Below are 17,218 nucleotides of genomic sequence, written 5' to 3' on the forward strand. Positions count from 1 at the left end.
CAGTGGTCTTTCGAGGCGGCGTCGTCTTGGCCGCGATCATGCTCTGGCTGGCATGACTTCAGAGACACGCCCTAGCTCCGGCCCCACCGTCGTACGTCTCCTCGAGCGGTGGCCCAGCCACCTTCCCGCGCCAAGGAACGTGGCTCCGCCACCGCTCGTACGCCAGCCTCCGCGAGCGGTGCGTGAGGCGGACTCCATACGCCGGAAAGCCGCTTCGGCCACCGCCGGACGCGACGACACGACCGGCGCGTCGGCCGGGCGGTGCGTGAGGCGGAATGCGGACGGCCGGAAGCCGCCTCACGCACCGCTCTGCGGAACTACTGCGTGAGCAGCCCGAGGTAGGTCTCGATGTCCTCGACGGGTGCCGAGCCGTAGACCAGCACCGCCTCGTCGCCGACCTCGGTCGAGAAGCCGTGGTCTCCGCCGTCGTCCGACCAGGTCTGCCAGGTGTCGGTGATCTCGGACGGCACGGTCGCGTCGTCGCCGGCCTCGGCCTTCTCGTCGACGTACAGCTCGACGAGCGCGTCGACCGAGGTGTCCTGCTGGCGGATCCCGACGAAGTCGCCCTCGTCGGTGAGGACGCCGAGCCCCCACCGCGGGTCGTCGCCTGCCTTGAGCTCGACGCTCGTCGCCGTCCACCCGGCCGGCAGCTCGCGCGGGCGTACGACCTCCAGGCCGGCCTGGTCGGCGAGCTCGACGCTCTCCTGCCACTCGACGGGCTGCGGGGTGTCGTCGGTGTCGGTGCGGAACAGGCCGCGCCAGGCGACGAACGCGATGACGAACAGCACCGTGACGATGAGCGCCCCGGTCATCCCGCCGAAGGAGCGGGTGTACCTGCTCGGTCGTCCTTGCCCACTCACGCGGTCCATCCTCCCAGCCGCCCCCAGCCGCTGTAACGCCGGGTTAGTTGCTGTACCCACCCCCGAGGAACCTGGTGGGTACAAGCACTAACCCGGCGTTACAGCGGGACAGGCCAACACGCGGCGAACCCGCAGGAGCGGACGCTGCAGCGCGATCTTTCCGCACATGCGGCATACTTCCCGCGTGATCACCTATCGAATCGCGGAAGCGGCCGAGATCCTGGCCGTCAGCGACGACACCGTCCGCCGCTGGGTGGAGACGGGACGGATCCCGTCCCAGCGCACCGAGGGCCGCGCGACGGTCACCGGCGCGGACCTTGCGGAGCTGGCCGAGCACCTCGCCGAGTCGGGCGAGGTCGCCGACCGCGACCGTACGCGCGCCAGCTCGGTGAGCGCGCGCAACCGGATGAGCGGGATCGTCACCCGGGTCAAGCGCGACACCGTGATGGCCCAGGTGGAGATGATCTGCGGTCCCTACCGCGTCGTGTCGCTGATGAGCAGCGACGCCGCGGACGAGCTCGGCCTCGAGCCGGGCGTACGCGCCATCGCCAGCGTCAAGTCCACCAACGTGGTCGTGGAGGTCCAGAAGTGAGGCGCACCCTGTCCACCCTGTCCCTTCTCCTGCTCATCCCCCTCGCCGCCTGCGGGGCCGGCGACGAGGGGGATGACGCCACCGCCACCGACGGCGACCAGGCCGAGCTCACCGTCCTCGCCGCCGCGTCCCTGACCGACGTCTTCGAGGAGCTGGCCACCGGCTTCGAGGACGAGCACGACGCGACGGTGACCTTCTCCTTCGGGTCCAGCACCGACCTGGCCGAGCAGGTCGCCGACGGCGCACCGGGCGACGTCCTCGCCACGGCAGACTCCACGTCGATGGGGATCGCGGAGGACGCGGGGGTGACCGGCGAGGTCGAGACCTTCGCAACCAACGTCCTCACGATCGCGGTCCCGAAGGGCAACCCCGCGGGCATCACGTCGCTGGACGACCTCGAGGGCACGACGTGGGTGCGGTGCGCCGACGAGGTGCCGTGCGGCAAGGTCGCCGTGGCGGTCCTCGGTGACGCAGGCATCACCGCCGAGCCGGCCAGCCTCGAGGAGGACGTACGCGCCACGCTGGACAAGGTCGTCTCGGGCGAGGCCGATGCGGGCCTGGTGTACGCGACCGATGCCGTGGCGGCCGGCGACGACGTCGAGGCCGTCGAGATCCCGGATGCCGAGGCGAACCTCACGTCCTACTACGCCACGGCGCTGGAGCAGTCCGAGAACGCCGACCTTGCAGCAGACTGGCTCGCGTGGGTGACGTCGGAGGAGGGCCAGGCGATCCTGGAGGACGCCGGCTTCGGCAACCCGTGAGAGACCGGCCCGGACGCGATCGGCTGGGGCGGCCACCCGCCCTGCTGATGGTGCCCGCGGCCCTCGCCGCGCTGCTCCTGCTCGTCCCGCTCGTCGCGATGGTCGCCAGCACCAGCTGGACGGACCTGCCCGGCCACCTCACGTCGCGGGTCGCGCTCGACGCGCTCCGGCTCTCGCTGGTCACCTCGACGATCGCGATCGTCTTCTGCCTCCTCCTGGGCCTGCCGCTGGCCTGGCTGCTCGCGCGGGTGGACTTCCGCGGGCGGGGTGCGTTGCGGGCGCTGGTGACGGTGCCGCTGGTGCTTCCGCCGGTCGTGGCGGGCGTGGCCCTGCGCAGCGCCTTCGGCCGCACCGGCGTCATCGGCGAACCGCTGCTCGACTGGACCGGCTTCGCGTTCCCCTTCACGACGTACGGCGTGGTGCTGGCGCACGTCTTCGTCTCGATGCCCTTCGTCGTGATCGCCATCGAGGGCGCGCTGCGCTCGGCCGACCCGAGGTACGACGAGGCCGCCGCGACGCTCGGCGCGACCCGCTGGACGACCTTCCGGCGGGTCACCGTGCCGCTGGCGATGCCCGGCGTGATCGCCGGGACCGTGCTGGGCTGGGCCCGTTCGCTGGGCGAGTTGGGCGCGACGATCACCTTCAACGGCAACTACCCCGGCACCACCCAGACGATGCCGACGCTCATCTACGTCGCGCGCCAGTCCGACCAGGATGCGGCGCTGTCACTGTCGCTGGTGATGCTGGTCGTCTCGATCGGCGTCCTCGCCGCCCTGCGCGACCACTGGCTCGGTACGCCGTGAACGCGACCGGGACCAAGAAGCTCGTCGCCGACCTCCGGGTCGCCGACCGGGTGCACGCGGCCTTCACCGCCGAGCCCGGCGAGGTGCTGGCCGTCATCGGCCCCAACGGCGCCGGGAAGAGCAGCCTGCTGCACGCCCTGGCCGGGTTGGTGGACGTCGACGGCTCCGCCGTGCTCGGCGGCATCGACATGCTCCGCACCCCGGTCCGCGAGCGACGGGTCGGGCTGGTCTTCCAGGGCCAGCTGCTCTTCCCGCACCTCAGTGCGCTGGACAACGTCGCCTTCGGCCGGCGCGCGCGTGGCGAGGGCAGGCAGGCCGCGGAGGCGGTGGCGCGCGACTGGTTGGAGCGGTTCGGGATCGCCGAGCTGGCCGGTCGCAAGCCGCGCGAGCTCTCCGGCGGGCAAGCGCAACGCGTCGCGATCGCGCGCGCGCTCGCCACGGACCCCGACGTGCTGCTGCTCGACGAGCCCTTCACGGGTCTCGACGTGTCCGTGCAGATGGCATTGCGCCTCGAGCTCGGCCGGCACCTGCGCGACTTCCCGGGCATCGCGCTGCTCGTCACGCACGACGCGATCGACGCGCTCACCCTGTCCGACCGGGTGCTGGTCCTCGACGACGGACGGGTGGCGCAGGTCGGCCCGCCGGCGGAGGTCGCCGCGGAGCCCCGTACGCGCCACGTCGCCCGGCTCGTCGGTCTCAACCTCGTGCCCGACGGTGACGACCTGATCGCCTTCACGCCGGACGCCGTGACCGTGTCGCTCCACGAGCCGGAGGGCTCGTCGCGGCTGCGCTGGCAGGGGCCGATCGCGACCGTGGCCCCGCACGGAGACGCCGTACGCCTGATGGTGCACGCCTCGCCCGACCTGCTCGCCGACCTCACCCCGGCCGCCGCCGCCGAGCTCGGCCTGGTGCCCGGCAAGGAGGTCTGGCTCTCGGCCAAGGCGACCGCCGTGAGCCGCTACGGAGCACGCGAAGGGGCCGCGCCGACCGGTCGCTAGCGGTGGTTAACCTGTGCGCCATGAGCACCAGCGACCTCAAGCCCGACCGCAACCTCGCCCTCGAGCTGGTGCGGGTCACCGAGGCCGCGGCCATGGCCGCGGGCCGCTGGGTGGGCCGTGGTGACAAGAACGACGCGGACGGCGTCGCGGTCCACGCGATGCGCGTGATGATCTCCTCGGTCGCCATGCGCGGCACGGTCGTCATCGGCGAGGGCGAGAAGGACAACGCCCCGATGCTGTTCAACGGCGAGGAGGTCGGCGACGGCTCCGGTCCGGAGTGCGACGTCGCGGTCGACCCCATCGACGGCACCACCCTGACCGCCAAGGGCATGAACAACGCGATCGCCGTGCTGGCCGTCTCGCCGCGCGGCACGATGTACGACCCCAGTGCGGTGTTCTACATGGACAAGCTGGTCACCGGGCCCGAGGCGGCCGACCACGTCGACATCCGCCTGCCGGTGAAGGAGAACATCGCCAGAGTCGCCAAGGCCAAGGGCCTCTCGATCCACGACGTCACGGTCGTGCTGCTCGACCGGCCGCGCCACGCGCGACTGGTGGAGGAGATCCGGGCGACCGGCGCGCGGATCAAGTACATCACCGACGGCGACGTCGCCGGCGCGATCATGGCGGCCCGTCCGGACACCGGCATCGACCTGATGCTCGGCGTCGGCGGCACCCCCGAGGGCATCATCGCCGCGTGCGCGATGAAGTGCATCGGCGGCAAGATCCAGGGTCGGCTCTGGCCCCAGGACGACGACGAGCGCCAGCGCGCTCTCGACGCCGGCCACAACCTGGACGCCGACTTCGTGCTCGGCACCGACGACCTGGTCACCGGCGACGACGCGTTCTTCGTGGCCACCGGCATCACCGACGGCGAGCTCATGCGGGGCGTGCGCTACCGCGGCGACGGCGCGACGACGCACTCGCTGGTGATGCGCTCGCGCAGCGGGACGGTCCGCTCGATCACCGCGGAGCACCGGCTCTCGAAGCTAAGCGATGTCTCCACGCTCGACTTCGACCACTGACGCGACGACGACCGGCCGCAGAGCGGCCGACACGGCGGCGATGACGGTGGGGTCGAACGCCATGCCCACGTGGGACGAGCGCACCTCCACCGCACGGGCCACCGGGTCGATGCACGCCCGCCAGTCGACGATGCCGTCGCGCCGGGAGTAGATCGCGGTGAAGTCGACGCCGGGAGGCAGCTCGGCCCGGGCCTGGGCAAAGCTCTCCTGGGCGCAGTGCCCGGCCACGCAGTCCTCCGCCATCAGGTTGCGCATGCCCGCGCGGTTGAGGCGTACGAGCAGGTCCACGCTGCGGGTCAGCGACCTGTGGTGGGCACCCGGCGCGAGCATCGGACTGCCCATCGTCACGATCCCGGCGACGAGGTCGGGACGCCGCGCGGCGACGCCACGGGCGAGCATCCCGCCGAGGCTGTGCCCGACGATGCGCACCCGCGAGCCGCGGCGCTGGGTGATCTCCTCGAGCCGCTCCTCGAGCTGGGCGGCGGCGGCCAGGGTGCACCCGACGTTGGCGCGGATGTCGGCGCGATAGGTGCGGAAGCCCTCGTGGCGCAGCGACCTGCTCATCGGTCCCAACGACGAGTCGCCCGCAAGGAACCCGGGCACGAGCAGGACCGGCTCGGTCATCCGCGCGGGTCGCGAGCCATAGGGCGTACGCCGTCGCGCACCGCGCGAGCCGAAGGCCTGCACGGCGTAGCGACCGGCCTCCGTGACGACCGATCCCTCGCGCAGCACGGCCGACACCGAGGGCTGGGAAAAGCCCTCAGGGGTGAGGAAATCGGCCACTGTGCGCTGGGTCACAGTCATCGAACCTAGCCCAGACCCCCCATGGAAAGGGGGACATCCCTCACTTTGCGTTCTCCTCGGGCCACTCGTCGTGTTCACTGGAGGCATGCCTACCCCTCGTCGCGACACCACCGAGGCGCCCGTCGTCTCCGACGAGCTGGTCGCGCCCATCGGCAACGCGGTCGAGCTCTGCTACCAGACGTTCGGCGATCCCGGCGGCCAGCCGCTCCTGCTCGTCATGGGCCTCGGCGGCCCGATGACGTGGTGGGACAACGAGTTCTGCGAGCTGCTCGCCGCCGAGGGCTTCTACGTCGTCCGCTACGACAACCGCGACACCGGTCGCTCCAGCCGGATCCGGGCCCGCGTCAAGCGGAACCAGCTCGTGCGCGCCTTCGGCGGCCGCAAGGTGAAGGCGCCGTACTCGATGTCCGACCTCGCCGGTGACGCCGTGGCGCTCATGGACCACCTCGGGATCGAGTCCGCGCACGTCGCTGGCATCTCGATGGGCGGAATGATCGCCCAGACCGTGGCCGTCGAGCACCCCAAGCGGGTCCGGTCGCTGACGAGCATCATGTCGACGACCGGCCGGCGCACCGTCGGGTGGCAGGACCCGCGCCTGATCCCGGCCCTCATCGCCCCGCGCAAGCCGGGCCGCGAGTCGTACATCACCACCAGCGTGGCCTTCTGGGACGTCATCGGCTCACCCGGCTATCCCGCCGACCGCGACCGGCTCACCGAGCGCGCCGGCGAGACCTTCGACCGCGGCTACAGCGCGAGCGGCGTGATGCGCCAGATGATGGCGATCCTGCAGCAGCCCGACCGCACCCACCGGCTGCGCAGCCTCCGCGTCCCGGCGCTGGTCGTGCACGGGATGGCGGACAAGATGGTCCACGTCAGCGGTGGCCGGTCCACCGCCGCCGCGATCCCCGGCGCCGAGCTGGTGCTGGTCGACGGAATGGGCCACGACCTGCCCCCCGCCCTCTTCGAGACGTTCGTCGAGGCGATCGCGCGCACGGCCGACCGGGCCGGCTGAGGGTGTCGCGATCCCCGGTTAACCGGGGAAACTGGAGCTTCCAGTGCGAAGTTTCGGGGGTGAGGCTTCAGTTTCCCCGGGTACCCGGGGAAACTGACCGGACCCGGCTGAGGTCCCTACGCGGGGTGCGCGCCGGCTGACGGCTCGGCGGTGAAGAGCGACGGCTGCGCGAAACCCGCGTCGGCGAAGGCACGGCGTACGGCGTCGCCGGCGGCCTCGACGTCGCGCGCGGGCATCAGCCCGATCACGCAGCCGCCGAACCCCCCGCCGGTCATCCGCGCCCCGAGGGCGCCGGCCGAGTGCAGCGCGTCGACGGCGGTGTCGACCTCGGGCACGGTGATGCGGAAGTCGTCGCGCATCGAGGCGTGGGAGGCGCTCAGCGCGGGTCCGATGTCGAAGAGCCGGCCCTCGTCGAGCAGCCGCGCCACCTCGAGGACCCGTTCGTCCTCGGTCACCACGTGCCGGACGTAGCGCTGCAGCTCGTCGTCGTCGAGCCGGTCGAGGGCATCGGCGAGGTCGTCGGCCGTCACGTCGCGGAGGGCCGGGACGCCGAGGCGACGGGCGGCCTCCTCGCAGCCGCGGCGGCGGGCGCCGTACTCGCCGTCGCTGTGGCGGTGCGGCGCCTTCGTGTCGGCCACGAGCACGGTCAGCTCGCTGCCGGCGAGGTCGAGCGGCACCGCTCGGGTGTCGTGGCTGCGCATGTCGCAGAGCAGGACGTGGCCCACCTGGCCGCGCAAGCTCACCAGCTGGTCCATCCCGCCGGTCGGCGCACCCACGGCGTCGTTCTCGACGTCGCGGGTCAGGGCGAAGATCGCGTCGTCGTCGAGGTCGAGCCCGAGGTGGTCGTCCACCGCGCGAACGACGGAGCAGACGAGCGCGGCCGACGACGAGAGGCCGGCCCCCGTCGGCACGTCGGAGTCCACCGTGATCGCGAGCGGGGGCACGTCGATCCCCCGGTCGGTGAGCAGCCAGAGCGCTCCCAGCACGTAGCGCGTCCACTCCGGCGCATCGTCGGCACCGGCCAGCCCCGACCGGCGTACGACGACGGGCTCGGACTCCTGCGCCGACTGCACTGTCCAGCCGTCGGAGGCCGGCAGCACCGTCGCCGTGCAGCCCACGGAGAGCGCGAACGGCAGCACGAAACCGTCGTTGTAGTCGGTGTGCTCACCGATGAGGTTGATGCGTCCGGGGGCGAACCACTGCGTCACGTCGTGAGGCCTGTCTTCTCGGGAGCGGATTCGTGGAGCCACACCGCGGCGTAGGGATCGAGCCGGATCGCGCCCTCGTGCATCGAGGGCGCACTGCCGCTGATCGCGTCGCGCAGGCCGTCGGTGTGCAGCCCGAGCCAGTGCAGGACGTCGGCCTCGACCCACGCCTCCTCGCCGGTGACGTTGTAGGCCGCGAGCAGCGGCCCGGTCGGGTGGCGGCGTACGACGAGCAGCACGCGCGGGTCGCGCGGGTCCCACACCTCGGTGGGTGATGCGGCGTGCAGGTGCGGCAGCGAGCGGCGTACGTCGAGCAGGTGCTGCAGGCCCGACGTGATCCCGCGCGGGTCCTGTGTGCCGTCGACGACGTCCCACGGCATCCGCGGCCGGTGCACCCAGCGGTTGTCGTCGGCGTGCGCCGGGTCGTCGGCCCAGCCGGGGTCGTTGAGCAGCCCGAGCTCGTCGCCCATCCAGATGACCGGCAACCCGCCGAAGCCGAGCACGATCGCGTGGGCCAGCAGGATGCGTGCGGTCGCCTGCGGGTCGCCCGCCTCGAGCCCGGCGAGCGAGGCCAGTGACCCGGAGATGCGCCGGTCGCCGGTCGCCTCGTTGCGCTGGAAGACCAGCCCGCGCGCCCACGAACCGGGATAGGCGCCGGAGTACCAGTCGGACAGGAAGCGTCGGTGGGCCCACGGGTCCATGCCGACGGCGTGGGCGTCCTCGTCCGCGATGGCCCACCCGATGTCGTCGTGGCACCGCACGTACGTCGTCCACGCGGTGGTCGACGGCGGTTGCGGCACCTGCTGCAGCGCGCGGGCGGTGAGGCGCGTGTCGCCGGAGGCGAGCATCGACCAGACCTGCACCATCAGCCCGTTGTGGTAGGCGAGGTCGCTCACCCGACCCGCGTGCTCGCCGACGCCCAGGTAGGCCGGCAGGTCCGACGGGCCGACGATCGCCTCGGCCTTGAACAGCACGGCCGGCGCGGCGATGCGGGCGACCGTACGCAACGCGCGGGTCAGCTCGTGCACTTCGGGCTCGTTCTGGCAGACCGTGCCGAGCCGCTTCCAGATGAAGGCGATGGCGTCGAGCCGGAAGACCTCGACCCCGACGTTGGCCAGCGCGAGGATGATCTCGGCGTACTCGCACAGCACGGCGGGGTTCGACCAGTTGACGTCCCACTGGTAGTCGTTGAACGTCGTCCAGACCCAGCCCGCGAGCTCGTCGTCCCAGGTGAAGCTGCCCGGCGCGAAGTCGGGGAAGACCTCCGGAAGTGTCGCCTCGTAGGCGTCGGGCAGCTCGCGGTCGTCGAAGACGTGGAAGTAGCCGCGAAGCTCGGCGTCGCCTGCGCGCGCCGCGGCAGCCCACCCGTGCTCGCGCGCCACGTGGTTGAGCACCAGGTCCAGGCACAGGCTGATGCCCTCGCCGCGCAACGTCGTGGCGAGCGCCCGCAGGTCGTCGACGTCGCCGAGGTCGGGACGCACCGACCGGTAGTCCTGGACCGCGTAGCCGCCGTCGTTGGGACCCGAACGGGGCGTCAGCAACGGCATCAGGTGCAGGTAGGTGACGCCGAGGTCGCGCAGGTAGGGAACGCGCTCCTCGACCCCGCGCAGGGTGCCGGCGAACCGGTCGGCGTACGCCGCGTAGCCGAGCATCGACGACCGCTGGAACCAGTCGGGCTCCCGCAGCCGCCGCTCGTCGAGCTCGCGCAACCCGCCTGCGCGCTCGGCGTGGGCGGCGCGCGCGATCTCTGCCAGCCGGTCGGCCACGGCGGGCGCGGCGTCGGCACCGTAGACCCGTACGAGGGTGCCGAGCAGGTCGGGGGTCCACTCCTCGAGCCTGGTCTCGAAGCCGGCGTCGGAAGGGATCACGCCAGCCAGTATGTCGGGCGCGGGGACCCCCGTCACCGACATCTGGCCCTACGCTGGCGCGTCGTGAGCACTGATCGGCACGACCGCCCCCGCGACCACTTCACGCCGCGGCGCGGCTGGCTCAACGATCCCAACGGCCTGATCCACCACGCCGGCGAGTGGCACCTGTTCTTCCAGCACTGGCCGGATGCGCTCGTGCACGGCCCGATGTCCTGGGGGCACGCCGTGAGCACCGACCTGCTCGACTGGACGGAGCTCCCGGTGGCGCTGCCGGCGACGGAGGCCGAGCACATGTGGTCGGGCAGCGTCGTCCACGACGGCGCCAACACCTCCGGCCTCGGCACCGACGATGAGGGTCCGCTGGTCGCCCTCTACACCAGCTTCGACCCGGTCGGGCTCGGCCAGGCCCAGTCCCTCGTCTGGAGCACGGACGACGGCAGCACCTGGACGCCGTACGCGGACAACCCGGTCCTCGACATCGGCGCCACCGCCTTCCGCGACCCCAAGGTCCTGCGCCACGGTGACGGGTGGCTGATGGTCCTCGTGCTCGCGGACGAGCGCACCGTCGAGCTCTACCGGTCGCCCGACCTGCTCCGCTGGGAGCACGCCTCGAGCTTCGGCCCTGCAGGGTCGGTCGAGGGCGTGTGGGAGTGCCCGGACCTGCTCCGGGTTCCGGTCGAGGGGACGCACGAGTCGGCAGTGGTGCTGCTCGTGAGCGTGCTCGGCGGCGCCCCGGCGGGCGGATCGGGCATGCAGTACTTCGTCGGTGAGCTGCACGACGCCGAGTTCCGGCCGACGCAGGACGCGCAGTGGTTGGACCACGGCGCCGACTTCTACGCCGCCGTCTCCTACTTCGCAGCGCCCGGCCCCGGACCCGTCGTGCAGGGCTGGATGAGCAACTGGCTGTACGCCAACGACGTGCCTGCCACCGACTTCCGCGGCTCGATGACGTTGGCGCGACGCCTGTCCCTGAGGCAGCGCGACGGCCGCCTCGTGCTCGTCCAGCGCCCGGTCGTCCGCCCCGGAGAGGTCGTACACGCAGTGGCCGACGAGGAGCTCGCCGGCACCGTGATGCTTCCCGTCGCTGCGCGGTCGTGCCGCGTCGTCGCAGAGGTGGACCCCGGGACGGCCGACCGGGTCGGGCTGCACGTCAGGGTCGGAGCCGCAGAGCGCACCACAATCGTGGTGGACGTCCGCGCCGGAACGGTCGCGATCGACCGGACCCGGTCGGGCGCGGTCGACTTCCACGCCGACTTCCCGGCCCTGCACACCGCTCCCCTGTCGGGTGACGGCGTGGTGCGGCTCGAGGTCGTCGTGGACGAGTCGTCGGTGGAGGTGTTCGTCGGTGACGGCGAGGTCGTCCTCACCGACCAGGTCTTTCCCGGTGCCGGGAGCGACGGTCTGGCGGTCTTCGCCGAGGGCGGCACCGCGGTGCTGCGCCGCCTCACCATCCACGCCTGACGACATGACGAGGCCCCGGGAGCGTTGCGCTCCCGGGGCCTCGACGGTCGTCGATCAGTCCGAGAGGCGCTCCCCGGTCTCGGTGTCGAACACGTGCACGTGCTGCGGGTCGGTCGTGACGTAGAGCGTCTCGCCCTTCTGCGGGTGGTGCCGACCGGCGATGCGGACGATCACGTTGGAGGGCGCGCCCTCCACGTCGCAGGTGCCGTAGACGAAGCTGTCGGCGCCGAGCTCCTCCACCACGGTCACGCGGACGGGGAGGCCGCCCTCCTCCGCGGTGACGAGGCGCCAGTTCTCCGGGCGCACGCCGACGGTGACCCTGCCCTTCATCTTCTTCTCGGCAGTCGGGTCGACCGGCACGGTGAACTTGTCGAGCCGGACGTCGCCGTGCTCGTCGGCCACGCCCTCGAGCAGGTTCATCTGCGGCGAGCCGATGAAGCCGGCGACGAAGAGGTTGGCAGGCTTGTCGTAGAGCTTAAGCGGGGTGTCGACCTGCTGGAGGATGCCCAGCTTCATGACCGCCACGCGGTCACCCATCGTCATGGCCTCGACCTGGTCGTGCGTGACGTAGACCGTGGTGACGCCGAGGTCCTGCTGGAGCTTGGCGATGTCCGTGCGGGTCGCCACACGCATCTTGGCATCGAGGTTGGACAGCGGCTCGTCCATGCAGAACACCTGCGGGTTGCGGACGATGGCGCGGCCCATGGCCACGCGCTGGCGCTGGCCGCCGGAGAGGGCCTTCGGCTTGCGCTGCAGGAACTCGGTGAGCTGGAGGATCTCGGCGGCCTTGGCCACTCGCTCCTTCTGCTCGGCCTTCGGCACCTTGGCCATCTTGAGCGAGAACGCCATGTTCTCCTCGACGGACATGTGCGGGTACAGCGCGTAGTTCTGGAACACCATCGCGATGTCGCGGTCCTTGGGCGGGACGTTGGTGACGTCACGGTCCCCGATGAAGATCTTGCCGTCGTTGACCTCCTCCAGCCCTGCGAGCATCCGCAGGGTGGTGGACTTGCCGCAACCGGACGGTCCGACGAGGACCATGAATTCGCCGTCCTTGATGTCCAGGCTGATGCCCGGTACTGCTGGCTCGTCGGCCCCGGGATACCACCGCTGGGCCTTCTCGAACGTGACTGTTGCCATGACTTTTCTCCTTCACCGGCAGGTACGTGCCGGACGATCCGTAGTGAAGTGACTCGGGTCACACTAGGGCCGGGTGGAGTGCGCGGCAATGCATCGCCCGCGGCGTCTCACCTCGGGCGCACCGATCCTCCGTGCCGGACGGTCATCGGCACGGACACGGTGCCGCCCGGGTCCTCGGGGTCGAGCAGGCGGCGTACGGCGAGCGCGCCGAGGTCCGCGAACGGCAGCTCGACAGTGGTGGCCGCCGGCCGCAGCCAATCGGCCAGCGACGACCCGTCGAACGACACCAGGCTCACGTCCTCGGGAACCCGTAGCCCGGCCTCGGCGAGGGCCTGGTAGACGCCCATGGCGAGGCGGTCGTTCATGCAGATCAGGCCGGCAGCACGACCACCGCCCGCCAGCCACTGACTGGCGGCCTCGAAACCGTCAGGCACCGACCAGTCGCACGCGACGTGGTCGGCGACCTCGATCCCTCGAGTGGCGAGCTCGGCGCGGATGCCGGCCATCCGCCGCGGCCCGGCCGTCGCGTCCAGGGCCGGGTCCTCGCCGACCACCACGACGTCCTCGATGCCGGCAGCGAGCAGGACCGCGGCGGCTGCCCGGCCACCGCCCTCGTCGTCCGGCACGACCGAGGCAAGCTGCTCGCGCGGGTCCTCGCAGTTGAGCAGGACCGAGCGCACGCCGCGCAGGCCGCGCGGAAGCTGGATGGCGCGTGCGGTGCGGGTGGCATAGACCACCCCGTCGACGTCGCGCTCGAGCATCTCCTCGATCAGCAGCCGCTCCAGGTCGGGGTCGCCGCCGCTCTCGCCCATCACCACGAGGTGGTCGAGCTCGCGCGCCGCGACGCTCGCGCCGGTCAGCATGCTGCTGCCGTACTGCTCGCCGGCGATCTGGTCGGAGATCAGCCCCACCGTCGCGGTCCGCTGGGTGCGCAGGCTGCGCGCGCTGCGGTTGGGGCGGTAGCCGAGGTCGGCCACCGCCGCCTGGACCTTGGCCACCGTGGCAGAGGCGATCCGCATCTCGTCCGCGCGACCGTTGAGGATGTAGGACGCCGTCGTGCGTGACACCCCCGCACTCGTGGCGACGTCACGCAGCGTGGCGCTCCTGCGTCGCGTCATGCCGCCTCCACGGGGGTGAGTGGTGCCATCGATCGTGGCGCCGTTCCGCTGCGTTACCGAACTGGGTCTTGACACTTTTTCGCGTAGCAAGCATATTGCTGACACGATTCAGCATGTGGTGTCTATCACATCGCGCGGTCGTAGAACCAGTACCGGATCCCGGCACCCGGTGCACCCAACTGAAGGGAACAACCCCATGCTCCAGCGTGGAACGCGGCGCAAGATGGCGGCCACCGCGGCCGCCGCAACGCTCGCCCTCACGGCTGCCGCTTGCGGCGGCGACGACAGCTCCGGAAGCGATGACGGCGGCGCCGTCACGATCTGGATGAGCCTCGACGCGACAGTCGTCGAAGGCCTCCAGAAGCAGATCGACATCGCGGCCAAGGAAGCCGGGATCGAGGTCAAGATCGAACGCGTCGACGGCATCGACAAGCTCATCAAGACCAAGATCCAGGCCGGCGACACCCCCGACATCGCCCTGCTCCCGCAGCCCGGCGTCGTCGCTTCCGTGGTGGAGCTCGGCGCAGCGTTCCCCCTCGACGACGTGCTCGACACCGCGTCCCTCGAGGAGACCATGGTGGCCGGTGCCCTCGACGCGGGCAAGGTCGACGACGAGCTCTACGGCCTGCTGGTCTCGATGAACGTCAAGTCGCTCATCTTCTACCCCAAGAAGGCCTTCGAGGAGGCGGGCTACGCCCCGCCCGAGTCCCTTGACGAGCTGACCGAGCTGGCCGACCAGATCAAGTCCGACGGCGGCACACCGTGGTGCCTGACCATGGAGTCCGGCGACGCGACCGGCTGGGTCGCCACCGACTGGATGGAGGACCTCGTCATGCGCTACGGCGGGGTCGACGCCTACAACGACTGGGTCACCCACGACCTGCCGTTCACCGACCCCGTGGTGAAGGAGGCGGCCGCGTACTTCGAGGACGTCGCCCTGACCGAGGGCAACGTCCTGGGTGGGCAGCGTTCCATCACCGCGACGCCGTTCACCGAAGCCGCCAAGCCGATGTTCGACGAGGGCAAGCCGGGGTGCTGGCTGCTCAAGCAGGGCTCGTTCTTCACCGGCCCGGACTTCCTTCCCGAGGACGTCTACGCCAACCTCGACGACGAGCTCGGCGTCACGGCCTTCCCGCCCGTCGAGGCCGGTGGCGAGAACCCCGTCATGGGCGGCGGCGACCTCGCCGTGCTCATGAACGACTCCGAGGACGCCAAGACCGCGATGAACCTGTTGGCCACCGCCGACATCGGCAACGACGCGGCCCCGGTCTCCTCGTTCCTCTCCCCGCACACCGATTTCGACACCTCGCTCTACCCGAACGAGACGTCCAAGTCGATCGCCCAGGTGGCCTACGACTCCACCGCGTTCCTCTTCGACGGTTCCGACTCGATGCCCGCCGAGGTGGGCGCCGGGTCGTTCTGGAAGGAGATGACCGCGTGGCTCAACGGTGACGAGGACATCGACACCGCCCTGCAGAACATCGACGACAGCTGGCCGTCGAGCTGATCCTTGTCCGACCCCCGCCTGCGGGGCCCGCGTGACGCGAGCCCCGCAGGCTTCCCGGCTTCCTGCAGGAAGGTCCCCGCATGCTCGAGAAGACACTGACGGCCCTCATCACCGTCCTGGCCGGCATCGGCGCCGCGCTGCTCCTCTACTGGGTGCTCAACAAGATCTCCGAGCTCTTGCCCGAGAAGTACGAGGAACGGCTCAAGCCGTGGTTCTACATCCTGCCGGCCTACCTGGCGATCGCGATCTTCGTGATCTACCCGGCCGTGCAGACGTTCATCTACAGCTTCAAGACGAAGGTCGGCTTCCCGGCCGAGACCTGGACAGGGCTCGACAACTACTCCAACCTCCTCTCCAGCGACGCGTTCCGGCAGACGCTGCTCAACACGCTTCTGTGGATCCTCTTCGTCCCCGTGACCGTCGTCATCCTCGGCCTCCTGGTGGCGCTGCTCGCCGACCGGCTCGCTACCCGCGGTGAGAACGCGGTCAAGACGCTCATCTTCATGCCGATGGCCATCTCCATGGTCGGCGCCGCCACGGTCTGGGGGCTGGTCTACGACTACCGCCCGCCGGGGCGCCCTCAGGTCGGCATCCTCAACGGCATCGTCGACGCCCTCGGTGGCGACCCGATCGCCTGGTTGCAGGAGAACACGCTCCACTTCAACAGCTTCCTGCTGATGGTGATGCTGCTCTGGATGAACGTCGGCTTCGCGATGGTGCTGCTGTCCGCGGCCGTCAAGGGCGTGCCGACCGAGACGCTGGAGGCGGCCCGGATCGACGGCGCCGGCGAGCGCCAGGTCTACTTCCGCGTGGTGCTGCCGCAGATCAAGGGCACGATCGTGACGGTCTTCATCACCGTCCTGATCGGCGTGATGAAGGTCTTCGACATCGTGTTCGTGATGACCAACGGAAACTTCAACACCAACATCATCGGCAACGAGTTCTACCTGCAGTTCTTCAACAACAACAACCAGGGCGCTGCTGCCGCCATCGCGGTCATGCTGATGCTCGCGGTGATCCCGATCATGATCTACCAGGTCCGCACCTTCCGGGCCGAGGAGGCAGGACGATGACGACCAGCGCAACGCCGCCGGTGGCCGAGGCCGCTCCGGAGCCGCCTCGCGTTCAGAAGCGCAAGGAGAGCAAGGAGGGCGGCGCGACCGGCGGTGCTGGGTGGTTCACCTACGCCGCTCTCGGGTTCATCGTGCTCCTGTGGGTCCTGCCCACCATCGGCATCCTGCTCACGTCGTTCCGGTCTCGCGATGACGCGGCGTCAGGCGGGTGGTGGGAGTTGTTCCTGAAACCGTCCGGCTTCGCCGACATGACCTTCGAGAACTACCAGAAGGCGATCCAGGGCACCAACCTCGGCGAGGGCTTCGTCAACAGCCTCGCGATCGCCCTGCCGGCGACGTTCATCCCGATCCTGGTTGCCGCGTTCGCCGCCTATGCGTTCGCGTTCATGAAGTTCCCGGGTCGCGACGTGCTGTTCGTGGTGATCGTCGGCATGCTGGTGGTGCCCAGCTTCGTCTCGTTCGTCCCGATGCTCAAGATCTACCGCGACCTCGGGATTGGCGGCACCTTTCCGGCCGTGTGGCTGTTCCACCTCGGGTTCGGCATGTCCCTGGCCATCTTCATGATCCGCAACTACATGGCGACCCTGCCCATGACCATCATCGAGTCGGCCAAGATCGACGGGGCGAGCCACTTCCAGACGTTCTTCCGGCTGGTCCTGCCGATGTCTGTGCCGGTGCTGGCGTCGTTCGCGATCTTCCAGTTCCTCTGGGTCTGGAACGACCTGCTCGTGGCGCTGGTGTTCCTCGGGCCGGGCGACAAGGCGCCGATGACGGTCTCCATCTCGCAACTGCTGGGTCAGCAGGGGCAGAACCAGGAGCTCGTCACCGCATCCGGCATGTTCTCGATGCTCCTTCCGCTCATCGTGTTCCTGTCCCTGCAGCGGTTCTTCGTCCGCGGCCTGACGGCAGGAGCGGTCAAGGGCTGACGACACGTACGCCGCCCGGCGCGTGTCGCCGGGCGGCGTACGTGCGTCCTGACGCGCAACCGACA

Annotated in this window: 16 protein-coding genes; 10 read left to right on the forward strand and 6 right to left on the reverse strand. The window is 70.5% G+C overall.

Features of this window, described 5'->3' with window-relative positions:
• Positions 1-317: 317 nt before the first annotated feature.
• On the reverse strand, positions 318-860 hold the full coding sequence (locus EUA94_RS13350; protein WP_165356886.1) for a DUF4245 domain-containing protein: 543 nt from the start codon (positions 858-860) through the stop codon (positions 318-320).
• Positions 861-1,044: 184 nt separating this feature from the next.
• On the opposite strand from EUA94_RS13350, the gene EUA94_RS13355 reads away from it, so the two are divergent.
• From EUA94_RS13355 to glpX, 5 genes are read left to right on the forward strand one after another with little or no spacing between them, the layout of a single operon-like run.
• Positions 1,045-1,452: a TOBE domain-containing protein gene (locus tag EUA94_RS13355; RefSeq protein ID WP_207210544.1), complete on the forward strand. Its 408-nt coding sequence runs from the start codon at positions 1,045-1,047 to the stop codon at positions 1,450-1,452.
• A complete protein-coding gene (gene modA / locus EUA94_RS13360; protein WP_129427386.1) occupies positions 1,449-2,213 on the forward strand; it encodes a molybdate ABC transporter substrate-binding protein in 765 nt (254 codons plus the stop codon). The genes EUA94_RS13355 and modA overlap by 4 nt, the downstream gene beginning before the upstream one ends.
• A gap of 47 nt (positions 2,214-2,260) precedes the next feature.
• On the forward strand, positions 2,261-3,016 hold the full coding sequence (gene modB / locus EUA94_RS13365; RefSeq protein ID WP_129427481.1) for a molybdate ABC transporter permease subunit: 756 nt from the start codon (positions 2,261-2,263) through the stop codon (positions 3,014-3,016).
• On the forward strand, positions 3,013-4,014 hold the full coding sequence (locus tag EUA94_RS13370) for a sulfate/molybdate ABC transporter ATP-binding protein (protein WP_207210545.1): 1,002 nt from the start codon (positions 3,013-3,015) through the stop codon (positions 4,012-4,014). The genes modB and EUA94_RS13370 overlap by 4 nt, the downstream gene beginning before the upstream one ends.
• Positions 4,015-4,034: 20 nt before the next feature.
• Complete coding sequence (gene glpX / locus EUA94_RS13375) at positions 4,035-5,039, forward strand: class II fructose-bisphosphatase (protein WP_129427388.1); 1,005 nt, start codon at positions 4,035-4,037, stop codon at positions 5,037-5,039.
• On the opposite strand, the gene EUA94_RS13380 is transcribed toward glpX, so the two are convergent.
• Complete coding sequence (locus tag EUA94_RS13380; protein WP_165356887.1) at positions 5,004-5,837, reverse strand: esterase/lipase family protein; 834 nt, start codon at positions 5,835-5,837, stop codon at positions 5,004-5,006. The two genes, glpX and EUA94_RS13380, sit on opposite strands and share 36 nt — an antisense overlap.
• 91 nt (positions 5,838-5,928) lie before the next feature.
• Between EUA94_RS13380 and EUA94_RS13385 the strand changes: the two genes are divergently transcribed.
• A complete protein-coding gene (locus EUA94_RS13385; RefSeq protein WP_129427390.1) occupies positions 5,929-6,855 on the forward strand; it encodes an alpha/beta fold hydrolase in 927 nt (308 codons plus the stop codon).
• Positions 6,856-6,971: 116 nt separating this feature from the next.
• On the opposite strand, the gene galK is transcribed toward EUA94_RS13385, so the two are convergent.
• Positions 6,972-8,063: a galactokinase gene (gene galK, locus EUA94_RS13390; protein ID WP_242494860.1), complete on the reverse strand. Its 1,092-nt coding sequence runs from the start codon at positions 8,061-8,063 to the stop codon at positions 6,972-6,974.
• Positions 8,060-9,970 carry an alpha-amylase family protein gene (locus tag EUA94_RS13395; protein ID WP_129427392.1) on the reverse strand — a complete coding sequence of 637 codons (1,911 nt, stop codon included), beginning with the start codon at positions 9,968-9,970 and terminating at the stop codon, positions 8,060-8,062. The genes galK and EUA94_RS13395 overlap by 4 nt, the downstream gene beginning before the upstream one ends.
• 21 nt (positions 9,971-9,991) lie before the next feature.
• On the opposite strand from EUA94_RS13395, the gene EUA94_RS13400 reads away from it, so the two are divergent.
• Complete coding sequence (locus EUA94_RS13400) at positions 9,992-11,389, forward strand: glycoside hydrolase family 32 protein (protein ID WP_207210546.1); 1,398 nt, start codon at positions 9,992-9,994, stop codon at positions 11,387-11,389.
• A 54-nt stretch (positions 11,390-11,443) separates the two neighbouring features.
• Here EUA94_RS13400 and EUA94_RS13405 read toward each other — a convergent pair whose 3' ends face one another.
• Positions 11,444-12,529 carry an ABC transporter ATP-binding protein gene (locus EUA94_RS13405; protein ID WP_129427393.1) on the reverse strand — a complete coding sequence of 362 codons (1,086 nt, stop codon included), beginning with the start codon at positions 12,527-12,529 and terminating at the stop codon, positions 11,444-11,446.
• A 107-nt stretch (positions 12,530-12,636) separates the two neighbouring features.
• Complete coding sequence (locus EUA94_RS13410; RefSeq protein WP_129427394.1) at positions 12,637-13,647, reverse strand: LacI family DNA-binding transcriptional regulator; 1,011 nt, start codon at positions 13,645-13,647, stop codon at positions 12,637-12,639.
• Between the two features lie 196 nt (positions 13,648-13,843).
• On the opposite strand from EUA94_RS13410, the gene EUA94_RS13415 reads away from it, so the two are divergent.
• The 3 genes from EUA94_RS13415 to EUA94_RS13425 all read left to right on the forward strand — a co-directional run bounded on the left by EUA94_RS13415 (position 13,844) and on the right by EUA94_RS13425 (position 17,153).
• Positions 13,844-15,154: an ABC transporter substrate-binding protein gene (locus EUA94_RS13415; protein WP_129427395.1), complete on the forward strand. Its 1,311-nt coding sequence runs from the start codon at positions 13,844-13,846 to the stop codon at positions 15,152-15,154.
• 80 nt (positions 15,155-15,234) lie between these two features.
• Positions 15,235-16,227, forward strand: coding sequence for a carbohydrate ABC transporter permease (locus EUA94_RS13420; protein ID WP_129427396.1), 993 nt, complete (start codon positions 15,235-15,237; stop codon positions 16,225-16,227).
• Entirely contained in the window at positions 16,224-17,153 is a 930-nt protein-coding gene (locus tag EUA94_RS13425; protein WP_129427397.1) for a carbohydrate ABC transporter permease, read from the forward strand. The genes EUA94_RS13420 and EUA94_RS13425 overlap by 4 nt, the downstream gene beginning before the upstream one ends.
• Positions 17,154-17,218: the final 65 nt, after the last annotated feature.

This window comes from Nocardioides zhouii (genome assembly GCF_004137345.1).
In the GTDB taxonomy this organism is placed as follows: Bacteria; Actinomycetota; Actinomycetes; order Propionibacteriales; family Nocardioidaceae; genus Nocardioides; species Nocardioides zhouii.

Coding starts and splice junctions, on each gene's coding strand:
- glpX (WP_129427388.1), top strand. CDS start 4,035: ATGAGCACCAGCGACCTCAAGCCCGACCGCAACCTCGCCCTCGAGCTG.
- EUA94_RS13395 (WP_129427392.1), bottom strand. CDS start 9,970: ATGTCGGTGACGGGGGTCCCCGCGCCCGACATACTGGCTGGCGTGATC.
- EUA94_RS13415 (WP_129427395.1), top strand. CDS start 13,844: ATGCTCCAGCGTGGAACGCGGCGCAAGATGGCGGCCACCGCGGCCGCC.
- EUA94_RS13420 (WP_129427396.1), top strand. CDS start 15,235: ATGCTCGAGAAGACACTGACGGCCCTCATCACCGTCCTGGCCGGCATC.
- EUA94_RS13410 (WP_129427394.1), bottom strand. CDS start 13,647: ATGACGCGACGCAGGAGCGCCACGCTGCGTGACGTCGCCACGAGTGCG.
- EUA94_RS13405 (WP_129427393.1), bottom strand. CDS start 12,529: ATGGCAACAGTCACGTTCGAGAAGGCCCAGCGGTGGTATCCCGGGGCC.
- EUA94_RS13425 (WP_129427397.1), top strand. CDS start 16,224: ATGACGACCAGCGCAACGCCGCCGGTGGCCGAGGCCGCTCCGGAGCCG.
- modB (WP_129427481.1), top strand. CDS start 2,261: ATGGTGCCCGCGGCCCTCGCCGCGCTGCTCCTGCTCGTCCCGCTCGTC.
- EUA94_RS13385 (WP_129427390.1), top strand. CDS start 5,929: ATGCCTACCCCTCGTCGCGACACCACCGAGGCGCCCGTCGTCTCCGAC.